This window comes from Thermohalobaculum sediminis (genome assembly GCF_023487995.1).
GTDB classification, from domain to species: Bacteria; Pseudomonadota; Alphaproteobacteria; order Rhodobacterales; family Rhodobacteraceae; genus Thermohalobaculum; species Thermohalobaculum sediminis.
This window is the reverse complement of sequence record NZ_JAMFKN010000004.1, coordinates 130779-153373: the sequence shown is the minus strand read 5'-3', so window position 1 is coordinate 153373 and position 22595 is coordinate 130779. Positions and strand designations below refer to the sequence as shown.

The following is a 22595-nucleotide window of genomic DNA, read 5'->3' as shown; positions in this document are numbered from 1 at the left end:
TGTTATGTCGCGGTTTCGGCACGCAAACGGGACTCCACATTCGCGCAAAACCCTCTAGCATCGGCGCGACGCGCACCGAGGGAGGCGGCGATGGGCCATGTGATCCTGCTGGCGCAGCAGAAAGGCGGCGCAGGCAAGACAACCCTGCTCACCCAGCTTGCGGCCGAGCGGGCGGCCGCGGGCGCGAACGTCGCGATCCTCGACCTCGACCCGCAGCGCTCGACCACCGGCTGGTTCCGCGAGCGGCTCGCGCGGCGCGGCGACGGTGGCGGCATCGCGCTTCTGGAGAGCGCGGAGTGGCGCGCCCGCAGCGACATCGACAAGGCCGCGAAATCGGCGGACTGGGTGTTCGTCGACGCCCCCGGCTCGGCCGACACTCTGGGGCGCATCGCGATGCGCGCGGCCGATCTCGCGCTCATACCCTGCCAGCCCTCGATGGCCGATGTCTGGGCGAGCGAGGCGACGCTGGAGATGGCGCGGCGCGAAAAGCTCGCGCATGCCGTCGTGCTGAACCGGGTGCCCCCGCGCGGCCGGGCGGCGGACGAGGCGGCGGCGCGGCTCGCCCGCTCGGGCGCGCCGATGATCGATGCGCGGCTGGGCCAGCGCTCGGCCTTCGTCGAGGCGTTCATGCGCGGCGCAGGCGTGAACGAGCTGGCGCGCGCCGGCAAGGCGGCGGCCGAGGTCACGGCGCTGGCGCGGGCCGTCGAGGCCCTGCTCGCGCCGCGGTGAACTGCGGCCGCGCCGGCGGCCGGATGCGGCAAGAGGGAGGACCGGAGATGAGCTTTTCCGACAGGCACGACAGGGTCAGCCGAATTCTCCGGCTTTCGGCGCCCCCGGCCGAGGTCTGGGCGGCGGTCGGCGACTTCGGCGCGCTGGCGGACTGGCACCCGGTGGTCGCGAAATGCGAGATCGACGAGATCGACGGCGACACCTACCGGGTGCTCACGACCGCGGACGGCGGGCGGCTGCTCGAGCGGCTGATCGAAACCGGCCCGCACCACTACACCTACCGCATCGAAGAGAGCCCGCTTCCGGTCGACGACTACCGCGCGACGCTGAGCGTGGTGGCCGAGCCCGATGGCGGCTGCCATGTCTACTGGGGCTCGACCTTCGAGCCGCTCGACCCGTCGGCCGACGACGTGGTCGGCGGGATCTACGACGCGGGCCTCGAGGCGCTGCGCGCCCGCTTCGGCTAGGGCGGGGACGCGGCCCGCTCAGGGGGCGACGAGGATCGAGCCCGCGACCTCGACCCCGCCCCCCGGCAGCCGGTGGACGACGACGATCTCGCCCGACCGCGGCACCCGGCCGGTGAGCGCGGTGATGTTTACCTGATGGGTGACGAGGATCAGCCGCGCGCCGGTCGGCTGGGCGGCGATGAAGGCCGCAAGCGCCGCCGTCTGCGCATCGCGCCGGCCGCGCTCGGCGAAGAACGAGTCGAGCGCGGGCAGGTCCTCGACCTGGCCGAGGGCGAGGAGTTCGGCGGTCTCGCGCGCCCGGCACCAACGGCTGGTGAAGACGCCCTCGATCTCGATCCCGCGCGCGCGGATCGCCGCGCCCGCAGCGCGGGCCTGCGCCCGTCCGCGCGCGTCGAGATTGCGCTGGGTCGCGCAGTCGTCCAGCCGGAAGCCGGGCGGGTCGCCCGTGCCGGGCGCGATGGCGTGGCGCATCAGCCCGACGGCGCCGGGTTGGCGCAACGCCTCCCAGCCATCGGCGGCGGCCTGCGGCGCGGGCATGGCGACGACCACCGCCAGGGCAAGCGCCGCGCACAGGCGCCGAGCAAGCCGGCCGAGCGCGGACCGCCGCAACGGGGACCAAGTGGCCGCCGCGCCAGTCCCGCCGCAAGGCGCAGGACCCCATGAAGGGGGGTGTCCCGGCTCCGGCGGCGCAGCCGCGGCGCAATCCGTCATCGTCACCTCCTCGTGCACCGCAACGTCGAACCGGGCTCCCGCGGCATTCGTCCCCACCAACGGAAAGCCGTTCGCGCGAAGTGGCAGGTAGACCCGGACCGCGGGCGGGCGAGCCCCCATGCGCCGGATTTCGCACCTCGGCAGGCGCTTTCACGACATGGACCGCGAGGCCGAATGCCCTGCCCCACCCACACGCTTTGCCTTGCCCGCGCGATCGGCTATGCACGATCCCCATCCGGCCGGCCGGGCCGGAGGTCATCCGAGGTGGAACGATGAGCGACAGGCTGCCGCACGAGAAGGGGTTTCACGTGTCGTGGGAGCAGATGCACCGCGACAGCCGGGCGCTGGCCTGGCGGCTCGACAAGCACGGGCCCGGGCCGGATGGCGCATGGAAGGCGGTCGTGGCGGTCACGCGCGGCGGCATGGTCCCCGCCTGCATCCTCGCGCGCGAGCTCAACATCCGCATCGTCGACACGATCAGCGTGAAGTCCTACGACCATCAGAGCCAGCTCGACGCCAAGGTGCTGAAGGCCCCCGACGCCGACCTGATGGGCGACGGCGAGGGGGTGCTGGTGATCGACGACCTCGTGGACACCGGCCGCACGCTCGACGTGATCCGCCGGCTCTACCCCAAGGCGCATTTCGCCACCGTCTATGCCAAGCCCAAGGGAAAGCCGATGGTCCAGACCTATGTGACCGAGGTGAGCCAGGACACCTGGATCTTCTTCCCCTGGGACATGGCGCTCATGTATGTCGAGCCCTATCGCGGCACGAGCTGAGCGGCGGGCAGCTGAGGGGCGGGCATGGCCTATGTGGACGGCTTCATTCTGGCGGTGCCGCTGGAGAACCTCGACGCCTACAAGCGGATCGCGCGGAAGGCCGGCAAGCTGTGGATCGAGCACGGCGCGCTCACTTACGTCGAATGCCGGGCCGAGGACACGCCACATGGCAAGACGACCTCGTTCCCGCGCGCGGTCAAGCTCAAGGCCGACGAGACCGTCATCCTCGCCTGGATCACCTACCGCAACCGCCGCCATCGCGACGCCGTGGTCAAGAAGGTGATGGAGGACCCGCGCATGGCCAGGATCATGGAGAGCGAGGCCATGCCCTTCGACGGCCGGCGCATGATCTTCGGCGGCTTCACCACCATGATCGAGATGACCTCGGCGTGATCGCGGCGCGCGGGGCTTGCGGGCCGGCGGGCGGCGCGCTTTCATGGCCCGTCCGTGCCCGATGGATGGAATGGCGCGTCCGCGCCGCGGGGGGCCGCCGCCGATGACCGATGCCGCAGTGCCGCTTCTCGAGGCGCGGGGGATCACCCGGCTGTTCGGGAGCTTTGCCGCGAACCGCGACGTGAGCCTCGCCATCCGGGCGGGCGAGCGGCACGCGCTCCTGGGCGAGAACGGGGCGGGCAAATCGACCCTCGTGAAGATGATCTACGGCGTGCTGGCCCCAAGCGCGGGCGAGTTCCGCTGGGAGGGGCGCGCGGTCGAGATCGCCTCGCCCGCCGCCGCGCGCGACATGGGCATCGGCATGGTGTTCCAGCATTTCAACCTGTTCGACGCGCTCACGGTGGCCGAGAACATCGCGCTGGCATTGCCGGGCGAGAGGATGCGGGGCCTCGGCGCCCGGATCGCCGAGGTGTCGCGCGCCTATGGGCTGGCGATCGACCCGAACCGCGCTGTGCATTCGCTCTCGGCCGGCGAGAAGCAGCGGGTCGAGATCATCCGCTGCCTCTTGCAGGCGCCCCGACTTCTGATCATGGACGAGCCCACCTCGGTGCTGACGCCGCAGGAGGGCGCGCTTCTGTTCGCCACGCTGAGGCGCCTCTCGGACGAGGGGGTGGCGATCCTCTACATCTCCCACAAGCTCGACGAGGTGCGCGCGCTCTGCGAGGCCGCGACGGTGCTGCGCGCGGGCGAGGTGGTGGCCGAATGCGACCCGCGCGCGGTCAGCTCGGCCGAGATCGCGGCGCTGATGGTCGGGCGCGACGTGGCGCAGGTGGGGCGCGCGGACGGGGCGGCGGCGGGGCCGGTGCGGCTCGCGATCCGATCCTTGAGCCTGCCCGCCCCCTCGCAGTTCGGCACGGCGCTGCATGAGGTGAGCCTCGACGTGCGGGGCGGCGAGATCCTCGGCATCGCGGGCGTCGCGGGCGAGGGACAGTCGGAGCTGATGCAGGCGCTGATCGGCGAGCGCCGCGCGCCCCGACCCGAGGCGATCGCCGTGGACGGCCGCGCGGTCGGGCATCTCGGCCCCGACGCGCGGCGGCTGGCGGGTGCCGCCTTCGTGCCCGAGGAGCGCGCGGGCCACGCCGCGGTGCCCGAGATGGGGCTGCCCGAGAACGTGCTGCTCTCGCACCACCGCGCCGAGCGGCTGTCGGGGCCCGCGGGCTGGATCAGGGCCGGGCGAACGGCGGCGTGGGCCGCGCGGGTGCGGACGGCGTTCGATGTCCGCGCGGGCGGGGCGCATCCCCGGGCGGGCTCGCTCTCGGGTGGCAATCTCCAGAAGTTCGTGGTCGGCCGCGAGATCCTGCGCGAGCCGGGCGTGCTGGTGGTCAACCAGCCGACATGGGGGGTGGACCCGGGGGCGGCGGTGGTGATCCGGCAGGCATTGATCGACCTCGCTCGGCGGGGTGCGGCGGTGCTTGTCATCAGCCAGGATCTGGAGGAACTGTTCGCCATCGCCGACCGGGTCGCGGTGATCCACACCGGGCGGCTGTCGGCCCCGCGGCCGGTGGGCGAGCTCGACGCCGAGACGGTGGGCCTGCTGATGGGTGGCGCCGACCCGGGCGCCGACCGCGACGACCGCCATCCCGCGGAGGCGCACGCATGATCCCCCGGCTGGAGGCGCGCGCCGAGCCCTCGGCGCTGATGACGCTGGCCTCGCCGGTGATCGCGATCGGGCTCACGCTGGTGGCGGGCGCGGTCATGTTCGCGCTGATGGGGCGTGATCCGGCCGAGGCGCTGTGGGTCTATTTCGTCTCGCCCTTCATGGATGGCTATTCGCGGGCCGAGCTGGTGGTGAAGGCGGTGCCGCTCGCGCTGATCGGCGCGGGGCTCGCGGTCTCGTTCCGGGCGAATGTGTGGAACATCGGCGCGGCGGGGCAATACGTGGCGGGCGCGATGGCGGGGGGCCTGGTCGCGCTGGGCGCGCCTGAGGCCACGGGGACGGCATGGTTCCTGCTCTACCTTGCGGCGGGCGTGACCGGGGGCCTCGTCTGGGCGGCCGTGCCGGCGCTGTTGCGGACGCGCTTCAACGCGAACGAGATCCTGGTGTCGCTGATGCTGACCTATGTCGCGGCGCTCATGCTGGACTGGGCGGTGCGCGGGCCCTGGCGCGACCCGCTGGGCTTCGGCTTTCCGCAGAGCCGGGATTTCACGGCGACCTTCCAGATGCCGGTGATCCTCGAGGGCACGCGGCTGCATGCCGGGGTGATCGTGGCGGTCGTCGTGGCGGTCGCGCTGATGCTGATGATGGGCCGCACGATGCGCGGCTTCGAGCTCAGGGTGATCGGCGCGGCGCCGCGCGCCGGGGCCTTCGCGGGGTTCTCGCAAGCGGGCGCGGTGTGGTTCGCGCTGCTGCTCTCGGGCGGGCTCGCGGGGCTTGCGGGCGCCATCGAGGTCTCGGCGACTGTGCACCAGCTGCAGCCCGACATCTCGGCGGGCTATGGCTTCGTCGCGATCATCGCGGCGTTCCTTGGGCGGCTCAACCCTGCGGGTGCGCTGTTCGGCGGGCTGGTGCTGGCGGTCAGCTACATCGGCGGCGAGAACGCGCAGATCCTGCTGAAGCTGCCCAAGAACGTGACCGGCATCTTCCAGGGCATGCTGCTGTTCTTCCTCTTGGGCTGCGACACGCTGATCCGGCACCGCATCATCTGGCGAAGGAGGGCCGCGGCATGACCGCGAAGATCGCACTGGGCGAGAAGTTCGGGCTGATCGCCGAACACTGGCGGCCCAAGGTGGTGGCCGAACTGAACGGGCAGGAGGTCAAGCTCGCCAAGCTGAAGGGCGCCTTCCCGTGGCACCGCCACGACGAGGTGGACGAGATGTTCCTGGTCTGGCGCGGCACCATCCGGCTGGAGTTCCGCGACCATGCGGTGACGCTGGGGCCCGGCGAGGCGCTGGTGGTGCCGAAGGGTGTCGAGCACCGCCCGGTCGCCGCGGAGGAAGCCGAGGTCCTGCTGTTCGAGCCCGCGGGCGTGAAGAACACCGGGAATGTGGACGACCCCGACTTCACCGCGCCGCAGGGCGTGCGGATCTGACAGGCGGCGCAGCGCGATGGAAGCCTTCCTCATCTCGGTCCTGATCGCGGCCACGCCCTTCCTGCTGGCGGGGCTGGGCGAGCTGGTGGCCGAGCGCGCAGGCGTGCTCAACCTCGGCGTCGAGGGGATGATGCTGATGGGGGCGGTCGCGGCCTTCGCGGTGGCCTTCTCGACCGGCTCGTCCGCGGCGGGAATGGTGGCGGGGGCGGCGGCGGGGGCGGCGCTCGCGGCCGTCTTTGCGCTGGTGGCGCTGGGCCTGCTCGCGAACCAGGCGGCCACGGGGCTCGCGCTCACGATTTTCGGGGTCGGAGCGTCAGGGCTGATCGGACAGGGCTTCGTCGGCCAGACGATCCGGCCGCTGGGGAAATTCGGCATCCCCGGCGTCAGCGACACCACCATGCTGGGGCGCATCCTGCTGGGGCACGACGCGATGGTGTACCTGGCGCTCGCGCTCGCGGCGGCGGTCGCGTGGTTCCTGGGGCGGACGCGTGCGGGCCTGATGCTGCGCGCGGTCGGCGACAACCCCGAGGGCGCGCATGCGCTGGGCTTCCACGTCGTGCGGGTGCGGGTGCTCGCGACCCTCTTCGGCGGTGCCTGCGCGGGGCTCGGCGGCGCGTATCTGAGCCTCGCCTACACGCCGATGTGGGGCGAGAACATGACCGCGGGGCGCGGCTGGATCGCGCTGGCGCTGGTGGTGTTCGCGACCTGGCGGCCGGGACGGCTGGTGGCGGGGGCCTACCTGTTCGCCGCGGTCACGCAGTTGCAGTTCTACGGGCAGGACTGGGGCATCCGACTGCCCTCGCAGATGCTGGCGATGGCGCCCTATCTCGCCACGATCGTGGCACTGGTCGTCATCTCGCGCGACGTGAACCTCACCCGCGCCAACGCCCCGGCCGCGATCGGCCGGCCCTTCCGCGCCGAGCGCTGAGCGCCCGGCGCGGCCGGCGCGCTGGGGGATGCGCGCCGAGAACGCGGGATGCGTGGCCCGTTCCGGGCTCCGGCACCCCGCCCCCGCCGTGCGCCGCGTTTCCGTGGCGCGCGCGGCGGGGAGCCCGCTGTCCCTCGTTCGGGCCGGATCAGGCGTTGGCGATCAGCTCGACCGCCTGCTCGGTGGTCCAGACGGCGTTGGCCATGTAGCGGAAGTTCACCAGCGCCGCGAGGTAGCCATCGCCCTCGGGCAGCATCGCCGCAGCGGTCGCGTCCTTGACCACGGCAACCTCGAAGCCCTGCTCGAGGAACTCGCGCATGTGCGATTCCGTGCACAGGTTGGCCGACATGCCAGCCAGGATGATCTGGTCCACCTTCTGCTTGCGAAGCTGGAGGATCATGTCGTTCGATTCCGGCCCATAGACCTTGTGCGGCGAGGTGACGATCGTCTTGCCGTCGTTGATGTAGGGCTTGTAGAGCTCGAGGAAGTCGGCGCCCGAGCCCTCGAAGCCCTCGAGGCTCAGCGCCCCCTTGCGGTCGAACATGCCGATCTTGTGCATCAGCTTCTCGAGCGCGCCCTCGAACTTCCAGCCGTGATCGGTCGGGTAATAGTAGTGCGGCGAGACCGCGACGGTCATGTCGCGCGCCTTGGCTGCCTTGAACAGCTTCTCGATGTTCGCGACCGTGTTGTGCTTCTCGACCGAGGGGCCGACCACGCCCCAGGTCACGCCGTTCGGGCTAAGGAAGTCGTTCTGCGGGTCGGTCACCACGAGTGCCGCCCGGCTGAGGTCAAGCTTCATGTCGCTGGGCGGCAGCGCGGGCTCGGCCGGGTCGGCGTAAGGATCGGCGGCCTGGGCCATTGCAGGCCGGGCGGCGGCAACGGCCGCAGCGGCGGCCGCAACACCGCCGGTCAGCGCCGCGCGGCGGCTGATGCCGTGGTTGCAGCAATCATCACTCATCGTCGTCTCCTCCGTGGATCGGGTGCCCGCCGGGGCTTTCCCCGGGGCTTCCCCCAAGCCGGACGATGGGCGATACGATGTGCCCTTGCGTCTCAAATATGGCCTTGAAGGGGGAGAATTGGTATCCGATCGCCACTCGGGCCGGCAGGATGGCAGCATGTCGTTCGAGCATGTCTTCGATGCCATGGAGCTGGGGGCCGAGCCCTTCGCGCTCTGCACCCTGCACGGGCGCTGCACCCTGCCGCTGGGCCGCCCGGCGGGCACGACGCTGCAATACATCCTGGGCGGGCGGGGCGAAATCCGAATCCCCGACCGACCTGCGCTTCGAGTTGGCCCCGGCAGCCTCGTGCTGATGCCGGCGCTGATGCCCCACGCGCTCCACGGCGCGGGCGAACCGGGGCCGCCACTGCCGGACTGCCGGCCCGCCGAGGTCGAGCTGGTCGAGCACATCGGCGGCGAGCCGGCCGACGCCGGCGCGGGCAGCCTGCGCGCGATCTGCAGCCATGTTCAGGTGGCGCTCAGGGGCACCTCGGGGCTCGTGGACCTGATCCGCCAGCCGATCGTGCTGGACGTGGCCGAGGACGCGGTGGTGGCGGGGACGGTCGAGCGGCTGCTCGCCGAGCTTGCCGCGCCGGGGCTCGGCAGCCGGGCGATGATCCGGGCCCTGCTGCTGCAATGCATGATCCAGCTGATCCGCCGTCGCCTCGCCGCGCGCGACCGGGCGCTCGAGTGGATGGCGGCATTGGCCGACGAGCGGCTCTGGGCGGCGCTGAGGCGCATGCTCGACGCGCCGGGCGCCGCGCACAGCGTCGAGGGCCTGGCGCGCGAGGCCGGGATGAGCCGCGCCTCCTTCGCCCGGCATTTCGCCGCGGCCTATGGCAGCGGGCCGATGGAGCTGCTGCGCGAGCTCAGGATGCGTCACGCGGCCGACCTGCTCGCCAACAGCGGACTGCCGGTGAAGCGGATCGCCGAGCAGGCGGGCTTCGCCAGCCGCAGCGCCTTCGCGCGCGCCTTCACGCAGCACAGCGGAGTCTCGCCGCGCGGGTTTCGCGGCGGCATCGACGGGGAGGCCGGCTGAAGCCTCGCAAGGCGTGGACTTTTCACGCAATCCGCGAAACATGGGCGCGAGAGGAGGCATGCCCGACTCGCCGGGCGGGCCGCACACAACTGGCGCATGACCACGAACAGGGAGTCTCCGATGATCCGCAGAACATTCCTCGCCCTCGGCGCGCTGGCGCTGGCCGGGCTCGGCCTGCCCGCCCAGGCGCAGGACAAGCTGAAGGTGGGCTTCATCTATGTCGGACCGATCGGCGACTTCGGCTGGAGCTATCAGCACGACCAGGGGCGGCTCGCCATCGAGAAGGAGTTCGGGGACAAGGTCGAGACGACCTATGTCGAAAGCGTCTCGGAGGGCCCGGACGCCGAGCGGGTGATCCGCCAGCTTGCCGCCTCGGGGCACGGGCTGATCTTCACCACCTCGTTCGGCTTCATGGACCCCACGCTGAAGGTGGCCGAGCAGTTCCCCGACGTGAAGTTCGAGCACGCGACCGGCTACAAGCGGGCGCCGAACCTCTCGACGTACTCGGCCCGGTTCTACGAGGGGCGCCACGTGATCGGCACCATCGCCGGGCACATGACGAAGACCAACAAGATCGGCTACATCGCCTCGGTCCCGATCCCCGAGGTGGTGCGCGGCATCAACGCGGCCACGCTGGCGGCGCGCGCGGTGAACCCGGACATTACCACGCAGGTGATCTGGGTGAACTCGTGGTACGACCCGGGCCGCGAGGCGGACGCGGCCAAGGCGCTGATCGCGCAGGGCGCCGACATCATCATGCAGCACACCGACAGCCCGGCCCCCGTGCAGGTGGCCGAGGAGACGGGGGTCAAGGCCTTCGGGCAGGCGTCCGACATGGCCAAGTTCGGACCGAACGCGCAGCTGACCGCGATCATCGACGACTGGGCGCCGTATTACATCGAACGCACCCGCGCAGTGCTGGAAGGCACCTGGGAGAGCCAGGATTCGTGGAAGGGCCTTGCCGCCGGCGAAGTGGTGATGGCGCCCTACGCGAACATGCCCGACGACGTGGTGGCCGCCGCCAAGGCCGCCGAGGCCGCCGTGGCCTCGGGCGCCGTGCACCCCTTCACCGGGCCGATCAAGGACCGTGACGGGGTCGAGCGCATCGCCGCGGGCGCCGTGGCCGACGATGGCATGCTACTGGGCATGGATTGGTTCGTAGAGGGCGTCGAGGGCGACCTGCCGAAGTGAACCCAACGCAACTCGGGCAATGCGCTTGGCGTGGCGATGCGCGAGGAATGACGCCGGCCCCCTACAGGGCCGGCGTTCGCGCCCGAACCGATCAGAAGCTGAGGATGCGGGTGTTCTCCTTCAGCAGTTCGGCCGCCATCGCGTCGGGTCTGGCGGCGGTAACGCCCTCGATCAGCGCCTCGGGGCCCACGCCCTTGCCCGGCAGGTAGATCGCGCAGACCTCGACCGGGGCGCCGGTCTCCATGATCTTCCTCATCAGGCCCTGCGGGCTCATGTCGCGCGGCGGCTGGGGCGCGGTGGCGCCCGCAGGCGCATGCTTCAGCGCGATGTCTCCCGCCGGGCCGCAGAGCAGGATGCGCGCCCGTGCGCCCTGCTGGACCGCCTGCATGGTCAGCACCATGGCCATGAGTTGGGTCTGCGGCTCGGGCGCGGTGAGGATGGTCACGAGCCGCGCCATATCGTCGGCCGCAGCGGGAAGCGCGGGCAGGGCGAGGGCGGTTGCGGCGGCGAGGGCGAGGGCGGTCTTGCGCATGGGGCTTCTCCTTTTCGTCGCGGAACGGGCCAGAGCGCGAGCCATGCGGCTCGGCCTGCAGCACGCGCCTGTGTTCTCCCGATCCTTGCATCGGGCCGCCGGGTGCGTCTGTGACGAGGTCACCGAAGGCTGCGAGCAGGCGCGCGGCATCCGCGCGCAGGCGGCGCCCGCCGAGCAAAGCGGCGTGCGCAAGGTGACGGTAAAAGGGCTGGCGGCAGACTGCGCCGGTGCTAGGGTCTGGACGCGGGCGCTGACGCCGCACCCGTTCGCGTCGGATCAGCCGGAGAAGGATCATGAGCCGCTTCAACCAGCCCTTGGGCGGCAACGAGATGCCGCGCTTCGCCGGACCTGCCACGATGATGCGCCTGCCCGCGGCAGTCACCGCCGCGGGGCTCGATGCCTGCTTCGTCGGCGTGCCGCTCGATATCGGCACCTCGAACCGGCCCGGCACGCGGCTGGGGCCGCGCCAGATCCGGGCCGAGAGCTGCATGATCCGGCCCTACAACATGGCGACCGGTGCCGCGCCCTTCGACAGCCTTCAGGTCGCCGACGTGGGCGACGTGGCGATCAACACCTTCGATCTGAAGAAGTCGGTCGGGATCATCGAGGCGGCCTTCGACGCGATCCTCGGCGCAGGCGCGATCCCGCTGACGCTGGGCGGCGACCACACGCTGACGCTGCCGATCCTTAGGGCAATGGCAAGAAAGCACGGCCCCGTCGCGATGGTCCATGTCGATGCCCATGCCGACATCAACGAGCACATGTTCGGCGAGGCGATCGCCCACGGCACCCCCTTCCGCCGCGCGGTCGAGGAGGGGTTGCTCGCCACCAACAAGGTGTTCCAGATCGGCTTGCGCGGCTCGGGCTACAGCCCCGAGGACTTCGACTGGCCGCGCAAGCAGGGCTTCACGGTGGTCACGGCCGAGGAGTGCTGGCACCGCTCGCTCACACCGCTGATGGCCGAGGTGCGTGCGAAGATCGGTGGCCACCCGGTGTACCTGACCTACGACATCGACAGCCTCGACCCCGCCTTCGCGCCGGGGACGGGGACGGTGGAAGTGGGCGGGCTTAGCACCTGGCAGGCGCTCGAGATCGTGCGGGGGATGCGGGGGCTCAACCTCGTCGGCGGCGACCTCGTCGAGGTGAGCCCCCCTTACGACCCGTCGGGCAACACCGCGCTCATCGGCGCGAACCTGCTCTACGAGATGCTGTGCGTGCTGCCGGGGGTGGCCTATCCCCACGGGGCGCGCTGACAAGACAGGGAGAGAGACATGCGCACCATCCTGCTCGCCACCGTCGCAGCCCTTGCCGTCACCGGCGCGCGCGCGGCTGAGTTGAACGCCCTCGTCTGGTGCGACCACACCGACCCCGCGCTGATCGAGCCCTTCGAGAAGGCGCATGGCGTCAAGGTCAACCTCAAGGAATACGAGGGCACGGGCACCGCTCTGTCGCTGGTGGAACAGAGCCGCCCCGGCGACTGGGACGTGTTCGTGATCGACGGCATCGACGTGCCGCGCGCGATCGATGCGGGGCTGCTGGCCCCCCTGCCCGAGGCCGAACTGCCGATGGCCGACATCTTCCCCGAGCTGGTGATGGCCGAGAACCACACCCGCGACGGCAAGACCTACGCGGTGACCGAGAAGTTCGGCTACAACACGATCTCCTACAACAAGGCGAAGGTCGATGCGGCCGCGCTCGCCGACGTCACCGCGCTCTGGACCGACGAGGCGTTCGAGGGCCGGATCGCGATCTACGACTATTACCTGCCGGTCATCGGCCTCGTGGCGATGGGGCTGGGGAAGGAGACCGCGGAGCTGACCGCGGACGACCTGCCCGCCATCCGCGAGGCGCTGATCGCCATGAAGAGGAACGCCCGCAGCGTGGTGGACGTGGTCTCGTCGCAGACCGTGCTCGCCACCGGCGAGGTGGATGTGCTGGTCGGCGGCGGCGAGTGGGTGACGGCGATCCTCGCCGCCGAGCAGCCCGAACTCGACTGGATGATCCCCGAGCAGGGCGCGGTGCGCTGGTCGCAGTCGATCGGGATATTCGCGGACAGCGAGAAGAAGGACCTCGCGCTGGAGTTCGTGAAATACATCCTGAGCCCCGAGGGTCAGGCACGGCTGGCCACCTCGTCCTGCTACTGGGCGATGCCGGCGAACGCGAAGGCGGGCGCGGTGCTGAGCGACCAGCAGAAGGCGGCGCTTCGCTGGGACGATCAGGCCGAATACCTCAAGCGCGCGCAGCTCTACCCCGCCCCCGACGGCGATCTCGACGCCGCGATGCAGGACGTCTGGACCGAGATGCTGCAGCAGTGACCCGCCGGCGCCGGGGCATCGGATGAGCGCCGAGCGGGCCGAGCGGCGCCGGGCCTGGGCCGCCGTGGCCCCAGCGCTGGTCTGGACCTGCGCCTTCTTCGTCGTGCCCTTCGCGATCATGGCGGCGATGAGCCTGTGGCAGCGGCAGGGGCGCGAGGTGGTGCGCGTCTGGGACCTGTCGAACTACCACGCCTTCTTCTCGAAGCCGCATCTGGTGGGGGCACTGTGGAATTCGCTGGAGATCACGCTCGCTGTGACGGCGATCTCGGTGGCGCTGGCGTACCCATTGGCATGGATCATCGCCGAGCTTGTGCCGCGCCGGTTCCAGCGGCTGGCGCTCATGCTGGCGGTGCTGCCGTTCTGGACGTCCTATGTCGTGCGCTCCTACGCTTGGACGCTGGTGCTGGCGAAGAACGGGGTGCTCAATCAGGTGCTTCTCGGCATGGGCGCGATTGCCGAGCCGCTGGAGATTTCCGCCACGCGCACGGCAACGGTGATCGGCTTCGTGCATTTCTTCGTCATGCTGCTGACGCTGACGATCTATGCGAACCTCTTGCAACTGCCGCCGAACTACCGACGCGCGGCGGCCGACCTGGGGGCCGGGCCCTTGCGGGTGTTCTGGCACATCACCCTGCCGCTGACGCTTCCGGGGGTGATGGTGGGGGCTTTCCTGACCTTCGTGCTGTGCATCGGCGACTACATCACACCCCAGATACTGGGCGGGAACTCCGAACTGGTGCTGCCGCAGGTGATCATGCTGCAACTGGGGCGGGGGGCCGACCTGCCGATGGCGGCGGCGCTGTCGATCGTCTTGATGGCGGTGGTGACGCTGGCGTGGCTGGGCTGCGCGCGGTGGCTGAGGCTCGAGCGGGCATGAGCGGGATGCAGTCATCGCCCGCTGCCCCGGCCCCCGAGCCGGGGCCTCCCGGGGCCGGGAAACGCACCCCGTCGAGCGAGGTTCCGGGTCGAGCCCGGGACAGCGGCGGGGACGGGCGGCGGAGGGCGGTTGCATGAACCGGCTGCTGCCCGTCGCTGCCTGGGGCTATGCGCTCGCGCTCTACGGCTTCATCTTCCTGCCGGTGGCGGTGCTGGTGCTGTTCAGCTTCCAGGACGGGCGGTTGCCGATCCCGCCCTTCGACGGGCCCAGCCTCAAGTGGTATTCGCAGGTCTGGGGCGATCGCAAGCTGATGGCGGCGCTGGGGAATTCGCTCGCGGTGGCGATGCTGTCATCGGGCGTCGCGGTGGCGCTGGGCTTCCTCGCCGCCTGGGGGCTGGCGCGCGGGCGGCTGTGGGGGACGCGGGCGATGCAGGGGCTGATAACGGCGCCGCTGACGGTCAGCTACCTGCTGATCGGGCTGGGACTCATGATCTCGTTCAACCTCTCCGGCATCGGGCCGTCACTCGTCACCGTGGGCATCGGGCACGCGGTGATCAACACACCCTTGTGCTTTGCGATCTGCTTCGCCTCGATGGGCGACCATCAGGTGAACATCGAGCGGGCGGCGCGCGACCTTGGCGCGCGCGAATGGCAGGTGCTGGGACTGGTGACGGCGCCGATGCTGATGCCCGCAATCCTCGCGGCCTTCGCGCTCAGCGTCACCTTCTCGTGGGACGAATTCATTATCGCCTTCCTGCTCAGCCGCTTCGACGTGACGCTGCCGGTCGAGATCTGGAGCCTGTTGCGCTCGGGCCTCAATCCCAAGACGAATGCGGCGGGGTCGGTGGTGTTCCTGATCTCGGTCGCCGTGGTGCTGGTGGCCGAGATCGTCGTGGCCCGCAGGCGCGCATGACCGCGCCGGTCGAGATCCGCGCGGTGAGCCGCCGCTTCGGCACGACGCTGGCGCTCGACAGCGTGACGCTCAATCTCAAGGCGGGCGAGTTCGCGGTGCTGCTGGGGCCGTCGGGCTGCGGCAAGACCACGCTTCTCAACATCCTGGGCGGGTTCCTCGCGCCCAGCGCGGGCGCGGTGCTGATCGGCGGGCAGGATGTCACCGCCCTGCCCTCGGCGCGGCGGCCGACGACGACGGTGTTTCAGGACTATGCACTGTTCCCGCACATGAGCGTCGCCGACAACGTGGCCTTCGGGCCGAGGATGCGCGGCATCGGGCGCGCTGCGCGGCGGGCGCGGGCGGACGAGATGCTGGCGCTGGTGGGGCTGGAAGGCGCGGGCGGGCGGCGGCCGCACGAGCTTTCGGGCGGGCAGCGCCAGCGGGTGGCGCTGGCGCGCGCGCTGGCGGTCGAGCCCGACGTGCTGCTGCTGGACGAGCCGCTTGGCGCGCTCGACCTCAAGCTCAGGCGCCAGATGCAGGATGAGCTCAAGGCCATCCAGCGCCGGGTGGGCACGACCTTCGTCCACGTCACCCACGACCAGGAGGAGGCGATGGCCATCGCCGACCGCATCGTGGTGATGAACGCGGGCCGCATCGAGGACGAGGGCCGGCCCGAGCGGGTTTATCTGCGGCCCCGCAGCCGCTTCGCCGCGGCCTTCATGGGCGAGATCAACCTGATCCCGGCGCGGGTGGGCGGCGCCGAGAATGGGCACCTCCTGCTCGACACGGCGCTGGGGCCGGTGCGGCTCGCGCTCAGGGGGGACCTCTCGGCGGTCGCGCCGGGGACGCGGCTGGCGCTGGGGGTGCGGCCCGAGCATCTGCGCCCGGACGCCGAGGGCCTGCGCATTCCCGCGATCGTCACCGAGGCGGCCTTCTTCGGCACGCATCACCGCATCCATGCCCGCCCGCGCCCGGCTGGGCCGGAACTGGTCGCGCACCTGCCGCAGGCGGCGCGGGTCGCGCCGGGGGACGAGGTCGTGCTGAGCTTCGCGCCCGCATCCGCCATCCTGCTGCCGGAGGACTGAGATGGACCGCGCACGCCCCGAAGACTGGTACGAGACCATCAGATTCGCGGACGACATCACGCTGATCCACGAGCCGCTGATCCACCCCTTCTTCCGCTGCAACATCTGGCACGTCCGCGGGCGCGAGCGCGACCTGATGGTGGACAGCGGCATGGGCGTGGTCTCGTTGCGCGAATGGGTGCCGCTGGTGACCGAACGCCCGCTGACGGCGGTGGCCTCCCACACCCATTTCGACCATATCGGCTGCCACCATGAATTCGCCGACCGCTGCGTCCACCGCGCCGAGGCGGCGCTGCTGGCGCATCCCACCCGCGCCAACACGCTGGCCGAGCCCTACGTGACCGACGCGATCTTCGAGAAGCTGCCGCCCCTGCCCTACCAATCCGCCACCTACGCGGTGAAGGCCGCGCCCGCGACGCGGCTCCTGGAGGACGGCGACGTGCTGACCACCGGAGACCGGGCCTTCGAGGTGATCCACACATCCGGCCACTCTCCCGGCGGCATCGCGCTGTGGGAGAAGGCCACCGGCACGCTGATCGCGGGCGACATCCTCTATGACGGGGAACTCATCACCGGCACCTACCACTCGGACATCGGCGATTATGTCCGCTCGATGAAGCGGCTTCTCGACCTGCCCGTGCGGATCGTTCATGCAGGCCACTTCCCCAGCTTCGGCGCCGCGCGGCACCGGGCGCTGATCCGGGACTTCCTCGCGCGGCACGATGGCTGAAATCTGACCACGACAGGGACGCAACGGGCAGTTTCGTCCTGATTTCGGTCAATATTGGCCGATAGCTTGCGCGCGTGGGAGGATGGCACGCGGCGGGACCGGCAACGGCCTTGGCGCGTGAGAGTGGGGAAGAAGGCAATGAACTCAACCTGTTGGCGAAGGGCGGCAAGGACCGGCGGGCTCACGGCGCTGCTCGCCGCGGCTGCCGTCGCGCTGACCGCGCCGGGGGCGGCGGCGCAGAGCACGCAGATCGCCTGCGGCGGCGAGCCCTACACGATCCAGTCGGGCGACACGCTGCGCGCCATCGCCATCCGAGCCCATGGGCAGGGGAACTTCTCGGCCATCTTCGAGGCGAACCGCGGCACCCTCTCGAACCCCTCGCTGCTGCGGGTGGGTCAGCGGATTGCGATCCCGTGCCTCGGCGATACGCCGGCAAGCCCGCTGGCGCGGGTCGATGCCGGCACCTCGCTTGCCGCCGCGCCAGCGACGGCCGAGCCCGCGCGCCCCTCGATCGCCTTCCAGCCCGCACTTGCCCCCGCGGCGAGCAGCGGCGCGACGGGCACGCCTGCGGGCGCTGAGGGCAGAGCGGACCTGCGCCTCCTCGCGGCTGTCGATTTCGCGCCCTTCGTCGGCGCCGGCCGGCCCGGCGGCGGCATGCTGACCGAGCTTCTTACCGCCGCGCTCCAGCGCGCCGGCATCGGGCGCGCCGACCCCGTGACCTTCGACGGCGACCGCGCCGCGCATCTCACGCAGATGCTGCCGCAGGGCGAGCACGACATCGCGTATCCCTGGCCCCGGCCCGACTGCGCGCGCGCGGTCTCGCTCGACCGCGAGACGAAATGGCAGTGCAGCGACTTCGTCTTCAGCGCCCCGCTCTACGAGCTGCGCTTTGGCTACTACTTCCGCGCGGGCGACGAAACCGCGCTCGCCTCCGATCCGGGCGTGCTGTTCGGACGCCGGCTATGCCGGCCCGCGGGCGCCTATGACGCCGACCTGGAAGCCGAGGCGCTGGTCGCGCCGAATGTCGAGCGCGTGGCCCCCCCGAGCGCGGCCGAGTGCTTCGCGCTGCTGGCAGCAGGCCGCGTGGACGCAGTGTCGGTGAGCACCGCCGTGGCCGAGGCCGAGATCACGGCCGCCGGACTGGGCGAGCGTGTGGTCGAGGCCGAGATGCTGGGCACCGAGTTGACCCTGCACGCGGTGGCGCTCGAGACGAACGAGACCGCCGTGGCGGCGCTGCGCGCGATCGACGCGGCGCTGGTCGAGATGCGGACGGACGGGGCCTGGGCCGCCATCGTGGCCCGGCACGCCGAGATCGAGCGGCTGGCCGCGCGCTGACGCGGCGGGCCAAGGGTGGGCACCGGGCCGGGGGGCTTGATGGTGGTACGCACCTATCGCGCCGGGCAATCTCCGGGCGCGGCGGGCCGCTCGGGCCGGGCAGCGGGGGTCATCAGCCCCCCTGCCCGGCTTTCTCCCATCCCGCCGCGCGCCGGGCGACCACGCCGATCCACCGGCACAGCACGTAGAAGAGCGGTGTGAAGATCAGGCCGAAGCCGGTTACCCCAAGCATGCCCGAGAACACCGCCGTCCCCAGCGCCTGGCGCATCTCGGCGCCCGCGCCGGTCGCGATCACCAGCGGCACGACGCCCAGGATGAAGGCAAAGGCGGTCATCAGGATCGGCCGCAGGCGCAGCCGCGCGGCCTCGACGGCGGCGTCGACCCGGCCGAGGCCGCGGTCCTCCTCGGCCTGCCGGGCGAACTCGACGATCAGGATCGCGTTCTTGGCGGCAAGGCCCACCAGCACGACAAGGCCCACCTGCGTGAGGATGTTGTTGTCCATCCCCCGATAGGTGACTCCCGTGATCGCCGCGAGCAGGCACATCGGCACGATCAGGATCACCGCGAGCGGCAGCAGCCAGCTTTCGTACTGCGCGGCCAGCGCGAGGAACACGAATACCACGGCAAGGATGAAGATGAGGGCGATCGAGCCCGAGGCCATCTTCTCCTGCAGCGACAGCTCGGTCCACTCGAAGCCGAAGCCCGCTGGCAGGACGCGCCCGGCCAGTTCCTCGGCACGGTCGAGCGCCTCGCCTGTCGAGGTTCCGGGCGCAGCACCCCCCTGCACGGCCGCGGCCGGAAACAGGTTGTAGCGCGCAACCCGCCATGGCCCGGTGGTCTCGGACAGCGTGGCGACCGCGCCGATAGGCGTCATCGCGCCCGCCGCCGAGCGGGTGCGCAGGTCGGCGATGTCGCCCGGATCGTCGCGGAACGGGCCATCGGCCTGCGCCGTCACCCTGTAGGTCTGGCCGAGGAAGTTGAAGTCGTTGACGAAGGCCGAGCCGAGATAGATCTCGAGCGTCTGGTTCACCGCCTCGGGGCTCACGCCGATGAGTTCCGCCTTCACCCGGTCGATGTCGGCGAAGATGCGCGGCGTGCGTGTGTTGAACAGCGAGAAGACGCCCTGCAGCCCCTCGGTCTGGTTGCCCTCGATCATCATCGCGGTGGCGGCTTCCTCGAGCGCCGCGAGGCCGCGCCCGCGGCGGTCCTGGACATACATCTTCCAGCCGCCGGTCGAGCCCACGCCGCGCACCGAGGGCGGCTGGACGATGAAGATATTCGCCTCGGCGATCTGGTAGAGCTGGCCCATCAGCTCGCCCTGGATGCGCCCGGCGGTCCAGCCGTTCTCGGCGCGCCACTTGAACGCCTTCAGCGGCAGGAAGATCGCGGCCGCGTTCGGCGCGTTGGTGAAGGTCGCGCCGTCGAGCCCGACGATCGGCACCGCATGGGCGACGCCCGGATGCTGGAGCGCGATGTCCGCCGCACGCCGTGCCACCGCGTCGGTGCGCGAGATCGAGGCCCCCGCGGGAAGCTGCACCACCGTGATCAGATAGCCCTGATCCTGCGGCGGGATGAAGCCGGTCGGCGCCGACTGGAAGCGGTCGATCGCGAGGTAGATCAGTCCGCAATAGGCCACCAGCATCACCACGATGATGCGCATGAGCCGCCGCACCAGCCAGGCATAGCCGCCCGCGACCCGCTCGAAGCCCCAGTTGAAGGCGGCGCCAGCCTGGCGGAAGGGCCATGTCAGCAGGCTCCACAGCCGCGTCAGCACCCCGCCCCGGTCCCCCCGGTGCTTGGGCCGCATCAAGAGCGCCGCGAGGGCGGGCGAGAGCGTGAGCGAGACCATGCCCGAAATCGACACGGCCGCCGAGATGGTCAGCGCGAACTGCCGGAAGAACTGGCCCGAGATGCCCTCGATCGCCGCGACCGGCACGAACACCGCGAGCATGACGAGGACGCTGGCGATCAGCGCGGTGCCGACCTCGTCCATGGTCTTGTGCGCGGCCTCGCGGGGCGAGAAGCCTTCCTCGAGATACCGCTCGACGTTCTCGACCACGATGATCGCATCGTCCACGACGATGCCGATGGCGAGCACGAGGCCGAACAGGGAGAGCGTGTTCAGCGAGAAGCCGAAGGCCTGCATGAACACGAAGGTGCCGATCAGCGACACCGGGATCGCGACGATGGGGATGATGGCGGTCCTGAGCGACTGCAGGAACACCACGATCACCAGCGTCACCAGCACGACCGCCTCGAGCAGCGTGGTGATGACGGCGTCGATCGACGCCTGGATGAACTCGGTCGGGTTGTAGACGACGGTGTATTCCACGCCCGGCGGGAAGCTCGCCGACAGCTCCTCCATCTTGGCGAGCACCGCCTCCGAGGTCTCGAGCGCGTTCGACCCGGGGCGCTGGAAGACGCCGATCGGCAGCGCCACGTCGCGGTCCAGATAGCCGTTGATCGCGTAGTCCTGGGCGCCCAGCTCGACCCGCCCGATGTCGCGCACACGCACGAGGCCGCCTTCGGGCGTGCTGGCGACGACCACGTCGGCGAACTGCTCGGGGCGCGCGAGCCGGCCCTCGGTGGTGACCTGCAGCTCCCAGGCGGACTGCGTCTCGAGAGGCTGGCGGTTGATGATGCCCGAGGCCACCTGAACGTTGTTCTGGCGCAGCGCGCGCACGACCTCGGACGCGGTGAGCCCGCGCGCGGCGACGAGGTCGGGGTCGAGCCAGACCCGCATCGAATAGGCGCGCTCGGCGAACACGGTCGCGCGGCCCACGCCCTCGATCCGGGCGAGCTGGTCCACCACCTGGCTGCGCGCGTAGTTCGAGATGTAGAGCTGATCGCGCGAGCCGTCGGGCGACAGCATGTGGATGACCATCATCAGGTCGGGCGACGACTTCTGCGTGGTCACTCCGAGGCGGCGCACCTCCTCGGGCAGGCGGGCGGTGGCGGCGGCCACGCGGTTCTGCACCAGGACCTGCGCGGTGTCGATGTCGGTGCCGAGCGCGAACACGATCGAGAGCGATATGTTGCCGTCGCCGGTCGACTGGCTGAGCATGTAGAGCATGCCCTCGACGCCGTTCACCTCCTGCTCGATCACCGAGGCCACCGTGTCCGCGACCGTCTCGGCCGAGGCGCCGGGGAACGAGGCGCGGACCTGGATGGTCGGCGGCGTGATCTCGGGATACTGGGCGACCGGCAGCGTGGTGTAGCTGACCAGCCCCATCAGCACCGCGACGATCGACAGCACCGTCGCGAAGATCGGCCGGTCGATGAAGAAATGCGAGAAGCGCATCTCACTCGTCTCCCGGCGCCAGGGTGATCTCGGTGGGTGTCACGGTCTGGCCCGGGCGGGCGCGCTGGACGCCCGTGACCACCACGCGGTCCTCGGCCGTGAGGCCCTCGCGGATCACCCTGAGCCCGCGGTGGAGCTGGCCGGGGACGACCGCCTTGGGCACGACCGTGCCCTCGACGTCGACGGTCATGACGATCTTGCGCGCCTGGTCCGACAGGATCGCCTCGTCGGGCACGAGGAGCGCGTCGTATTCCTGCGAGGCCGGGATGCGCACGCGCCCGAAGATGCCCGGAAGGATAACGCGCTGCGGGTTCTCGACCAGCGCGCGGCCGATCAGGGTGCCCGAGTTGGGATCGAGCTCGTTGGCGATGAAGTTCAGCACGCCCGGATGGCGGTAGCTCTCCTCGTTCATCAGGCGGATCGCGACCGCGATCGGCGGCAGGTCCGACGCGGCACCCGCGGCCACGCGGGTGCCGCGCGGGTAGCGCAGGTAGTCGGCCTCGGACGAGGTGAACACGAAATGGATCGGGTCGATGCTGACCAGGGTCGCAAGCAGCGTCGCCTGCGTCGTGCCGCCGACGATCAGGTTGCCGGGGTCGACCTCGCGGGCCGAGATGCGGCCGGCGAAGGGCGCGCGGATCTCGGTGAAGTCGAGGTCGAGCTTCGCCGATCGCAGCTCGGCCTCGGCGATGCCGACATCGGCATCGGCCTGCGCCAGCGTCGCGCGGGTGCGGTCGACCTCCTGCACCGTGCCGACATTGCGCTGGGCAAGCTGGGTCGCGCGGTCGAGTTCGAGGACTGCAAGTTCGCGCGCGGCCTTCGCCGAGGCGAGCGAGGCCTCGGCGCGGGCGACCGCGGCCTCGAAGGGACGGCGGTCGATGGTGAAGAGGAGCTGGTCCTTCTCGACCGTCGAGCCGTCCTCGAAGCCCACGCTCTCGAGATAGCCCGACACGCGGGCGCGCAGCTCGACCCGGTCGAGCGCCTCGAACCGCCCGGTGTAGACGGTGTAGTCGATCACGCGGTCGCTCAGCGGCCGCGCGACCTCGACGGGCGGGCTCGCGGGCATCTGCGCCCGCGCGGGGAGGCACGCGAGCGCGAGCAGGATGACAGGCGCGATGCGCCAGACCGGGCTTGAGCGGCCCTTGCGGAAGGCCGGACGGCCGGGGACGGACATGGACGGAGCCTCCCATCGCGAGAGCGTGGGC

The 22595-nt window shown here is 70.9% G+C and carries 22 protein-coding genes; 17 read left to right on the top strand and 5 right to left on the bottom strand.

From position 1 onward, the window contains the following. Positions 1 to 90 precede the first annotated feature (90 nt). Positions 91 to 729, top strand: a complete 639-nt coding sequence (parA, locus tag M1105_RS10440) for a ParA family partition ATPase (RefSeq protein ID WP_249580308.1) — start codon at positions 91 to 93, stop codon at positions 727 to 729. A gap of 47 nt (positions 730 to 776) precedes the next feature. After that, on the top strand, positions 777 to 1196 hold the full coding sequence (locus M1105_RS10435; protein ID WP_249580307.1) for an SRPBCC family protein: 420 nt from the start codon (positions 777 to 779) through the stop codon (positions 1194 to 1196). 18 nt (positions 1197 to 1214) lie between these two features. Here the strand turns inward: M1105_RS10435 and M1105_RS10430 are convergent, their stop codons facing one another. Then, positions 1215 to 1733: a histidine phosphatase family protein gene (locus M1105_RS10430; RefSeq protein ID WP_249580306.1), complete on the bottom strand. Its 519-nt coding sequence runs from the start codon at positions 1731 to 1733 to the stop codon at positions 1215 to 1217. A gap of 446 nt (positions 1734 to 2179) precedes the next feature. On the opposite strand from M1105_RS10430, the gene gpt reads away from it, so the two are divergent. The 6 genes from gpt to M1105_RS10400 all read left to right on the top strand — a co-directional run bounded on the left by gpt (position 2180) and on the right by M1105_RS10400 (position 7096). Beyond that, complete coding sequence (gene gpt, locus M1105_RS10425) at positions 2180 to 2686, top strand: xanthine phosphoribosyltransferase (protein ID WP_249580305.1); 507 nt, start codon at positions 2180 to 2182, stop codon at positions 2684 to 2686. 24 nt (positions 2687 to 2710) lie between these two features. Continuing rightward, entirely contained in the window at positions 2711 to 3079 is a 369-nt protein-coding gene (locus tag M1105_RS10420) for a DUF1428 domain-containing protein (RefSeq protein WP_249580304.1), read from the top strand. 103 nt (positions 3080 to 3182) lie between these two features. Continuing rightward, a complete protein-coding gene (locus M1105_RS10415) occupies positions 3183 to 4739 on the top strand; it encodes an ABC transporter ATP-binding protein (protein ID WP_249580303.1) in 1557 nt (518 codons plus the stop codon). After that, positions 4736 to 5806, top strand: a complete 1071-nt coding sequence (locus M1105_RS10410; protein WP_249580302.1) for an ABC transporter permease — start codon at positions 4736 to 4738, stop codon at positions 5804 to 5806. The genes M1105_RS10415 and M1105_RS10410 overlap by 4 nt, the downstream gene beginning before the upstream one ends. After that, complete coding sequence (locus M1105_RS10405) at positions 5803 to 6168, top strand: cupin domain-containing protein (RefSeq protein WP_249580301.1); 366 nt, start codon at positions 5803 to 5805, stop codon at positions 6166 to 6168. The genes M1105_RS10410 and M1105_RS10405 overlap by 4 nt, the downstream gene beginning before the upstream one ends. Positions 6169 to 6184: 16 nt before the next feature. Continuing rightward, positions 6185 to 7096: an ABC transporter permease gene (locus M1105_RS10400; protein WP_249580300.1), complete on the top strand. Its 912-nt coding sequence runs from the start codon at positions 6185 to 6187 to the stop codon at positions 7094 to 7096. Positions 7097 to 7244: 148 nt separating this feature from the next. Here the strand turns inward: M1105_RS10400 and M1105_RS10395 are convergent, their stop codons facing one another. Further along, positions 7245 to 8054 (bottom strand): cysteine hydrolase, encoded by an 810-nt coding sequence (locus M1105_RS10395; protein WP_249580299.1) that lies wholly within the window; start codon positions 8052 to 8054, stop codon positions 7245 to 7247. A 157-nt stretch (positions 8055 to 8211) separates the two neighbouring features. Between M1105_RS10395 and M1105_RS10390 the strand changes: the two genes are divergently transcribed. Both M1105_RS10390 and M1105_RS10385 read left to right on the top strand, forming a co-directional pair. Next, complete coding sequence (locus tag M1105_RS10390; protein WP_249580298.1) at positions 8212 to 9132, top strand: AraC family transcriptional regulator; 921 nt, start codon at positions 8212 to 8214, stop codon at positions 9130 to 9132. 120 nt (positions 9133 to 9252) lie between these two features. Then, positions 9253 to 10323, top strand: coding sequence for a BMP family ABC transporter substrate-binding protein (locus M1105_RS10385; protein WP_249580297.1), 1071 nt, complete (start codon positions 9253 to 9255; stop codon positions 10321 to 10323). Between the two features lie 91 nt (positions 10324 to 10414). Here M1105_RS10385 and M1105_RS10380 read toward each other — a convergent pair whose 3' ends face one another. Next, positions 10415 to 10855 (bottom strand): hypothetical protein, encoded by a 441-nt coding sequence (locus M1105_RS10380; RefSeq protein ID WP_249580296.1) that lies wholly within the window; start codon positions 10853 to 10855, stop codon positions 10415 to 10417. A 293-nt stretch (positions 10856 to 11148) separates the two neighbouring features. Between M1105_RS10380 and speB the strand changes: the two genes are divergently transcribed. The 7 genes from speB to M1105_RS10340 all read left to right on the top strand — a co-directional run bounded on the left by speB (position 11149) and on the right by M1105_RS10340 (position 18089). After that, positions 11149 to 12108: an agmatinase gene (gene speB / locus M1105_RS10375; protein WP_249580295.1), complete on the top strand. Its 960-nt coding sequence runs from the start codon at positions 11149 to 11151 to the stop codon at positions 12106 to 12108. Between the two features lie 18 nt (positions 12109 to 12126). After that, positions 12127 to 13170: an ABC transporter substrate-binding protein gene (locus tag M1105_RS10370; protein WP_249580294.1), complete on the top strand. Its 1044-nt coding sequence runs from the start codon at positions 12127 to 12129 to the stop codon at positions 13168 to 13170. A gap of 22 nt (positions 13171 to 13192) precedes the next feature. Then, positions 13193 to 14047, top strand: coding sequence for an ABC transporter permease (locus M1105_RS10365; RefSeq protein WP_249580293.1), 855 nt, complete (start codon positions 13193 to 13195; stop codon positions 14045 to 14047). A 133-nt stretch (positions 14048 to 14180) separates the two neighbouring features. Continuing rightward, the gene (locus M1105_RS10360; RefSeq protein WP_249580292.1) at positions 14181 to 14960 is read left to right on the top strand and encodes an ABC transporter permease; all 780 of its coding nucleotides are present in this window, start codon (positions 14181 to 14183) and stop codon (positions 14958 to 14960) included. Further along, the gene (locus tag M1105_RS20955) at positions 14957 to 16024 is read left to right on the top strand and encodes an ABC transporter ATP-binding protein (RefSeq protein ID WP_406600615.1); all 1068 of its coding nucleotides are present in this window, start codon (positions 14957 to 14959) and stop codon (positions 16022 to 16024) included. Before M1105_RS10360 ends, M1105_RS20955 begins: the two co-directional genes overlap by 4 nt. A gap of 1 nt (position 16025) precedes the next feature. Beyond that, a complete protein-coding gene (locus tag M1105_RS10345) occupies positions 16026 to 16754 on the top strand; it encodes an MBL fold metallo-hydrolase (RefSeq protein ID WP_249580291.1) in 729 nt (242 codons plus the stop codon). Between the two features lie 138 nt (positions 16755 to 16892). Then, on the top strand, positions 16893 to 18089 hold the full coding sequence (locus tag M1105_RS10340) for a LysM peptidoglycan-binding domain-containing protein (protein ID WP_249580290.1): 1197 nt from the start codon (positions 16893 to 16895) through the stop codon (positions 18087 to 18089). Between the two features lie 112 nt (positions 18090 to 18201). On the opposite strand, the gene M1105_RS10335 is transcribed toward M1105_RS10340, so the two are convergent. Beyond that, complete coding sequence (locus tag M1105_RS10335) at positions 18202 to 21390, bottom strand: efflux RND transporter permease subunit (RefSeq protein WP_249580289.1); 3189 nt, start codon at positions 21388 to 21390, stop codon at positions 18202 to 18204. A gap of 1 nt (position 21391) precedes the next feature. Further along, positions 21392 to 22564 (bottom strand): efflux RND transporter periplasmic adaptor subunit, encoded by a 1173-nt coding sequence (locus M1105_RS10330; protein WP_249580288.1) that lies wholly within the window; start codon positions 22562 to 22564, stop codon positions 21392 to 21394. Positions 22565 to 22595 lie beyond the last annotated feature (31 nt).

Excerpts from the sequence above, each read along its gene's own strand:
- parA (WP_249580308.1), top strand. The coding sequence starts at position 91 with ATGGGCCATGTGATCCTGCTGGCGCAGCAGAAAGGCGGCGCAGGCAAG.
- M1105_RS10435 (WP_249580307.1), top strand. The coding sequence starts at position 777 with ATGAGCTTTTCCGACAGGCACGACAGGGTCAGCCGAATTCTCCGGCTT.
- M1105_RS10430 (WP_249580306.1), bottom strand. The coding sequence starts at position 1,733 with ATGCCCGCGCCGCAGGCCGCCGCCGATGGCTGGGAGGCGTTGCGCCAA.
- gpt (WP_249580305.1), top strand. The coding sequence starts at position 2,180 with ATGAGCGACAGGCTGCCGCACGAGAAGGGGTTTCACGTGTCGTGGGAG.
- M1105_RS10420 (WP_249580304.1), top strand. The coding sequence starts at position 2,711 with ATGGCCTATGTGGACGGCTTCATTCTGGCGGTGCCGCTGGAGAACCTC.
- M1105_RS10415 (WP_249580303.1), top strand. The coding sequence starts at position 3,183 with ATGACCGATGCCGCAGTGCCGCTTCTCGAGGCGCGGGGGATCACCCGG.
- M1105_RS10410 (WP_249580302.1), top strand. The coding sequence starts at position 4,736 with ATGATCCCCCGGCTGGAGGCGCGCGCCGAGCCCTCGGCGCTGATGACG.
- M1105_RS10405 (WP_249580301.1), top strand. The coding sequence starts at position 5,803 with ATGACCGCGAAGATCGCACTGGGCGAGAAGTTCGGGCTGATCGCCGAA.
- M1105_RS10400 (WP_249580300.1), top strand. The coding sequence starts at position 6,185 with ATGGAAGCCTTCCTCATCTCGGTCCTGATCGCGGCCACGCCCTTCCTG.
- M1105_RS10395 (WP_249580299.1), bottom strand. The coding sequence starts at position 8,054 with ATGAGTGATGATTGCTGCAACCACGGCATCAGCCGCCGCGCGGCGCTG.
- M1105_RS10390 (WP_249580298.1), top strand. The coding sequence starts at position 8,212 with ATGTCGTTCGAGCATGTCTTCGATGCCATGGAGCTGGGGGCCGAGCCC.
- M1105_RS10385 (WP_249580297.1), top strand. The coding sequence starts at position 9,253 with ATGATCCGCAGAACATTCCTCGCCCTCGGCGCGCTGGCGCTGGCCGGG.
- M1105_RS10380 (WP_249580296.1), bottom strand. The coding sequence starts at position 10,855 with ATGCGCAAGACCGCCCTCGCCCTCGCCGCCGCAACCGCCCTCGCCCTG.
- speB (WP_249580295.1), top strand. The coding sequence starts at position 11,149 with ATGAGCCGCTTCAACCAGCCCTTGGGCGGCAACGAGATGCCGCGCTTC.
- M1105_RS10370 (WP_249580294.1), top strand. The coding sequence starts at position 12,127 with ATGCGCACCATCCTGCTCGCCACCGTCGCAGCCCTTGCCGTCACCGGC.
- M1105_RS10365 (WP_249580293.1), top strand. The coding sequence starts at position 13,193 with ATGAGCGCCGAGCGGGCCGAGCGGCGCCGGGCCTGGGCCGCCGTGGCC.
- M1105_RS10360 (WP_249580292.1), top strand. The coding sequence starts at position 14,181 with ATGAACCGGCTGCTGCCCGTCGCTGCCTGGGGCTATGCGCTCGCGCTC.
- M1105_RS20955 (WP_406600615.1), top strand. The coding sequence starts at position 14,957 with ATGACCGCGCCGGTCGAGATCCGCGCGGTGAGCCGCCGCTTCGGCACG.
- M1105_RS10345 (WP_249580291.1), top strand. The coding sequence starts at position 16,026 with ATGGACCGCGCACGCCCCGAAGACTGGTACGAGACCATCAGATTCGCG.
- M1105_RS10340 (WP_249580290.1), top strand. The coding sequence starts at position 16,893 with ATGAACTCAACCTGTTGGCGAAGGGCGGCAAGGACCGGCGGGCTCACG.
- M1105_RS10335 (WP_249580289.1), bottom strand. The coding sequence starts at position 21,390 with ATGCGCTTCTCGCATTTCTTCATCGACCGGCCGATCTTCGCGACGGTG.
- M1105_RS10330 (WP_249580288.1), bottom strand. The coding sequence starts at position 22,564 with ATGTCCGTCCCCGGCCGTCCGGCCTTCCGCAAGGGCCGCTCAAGCCCG.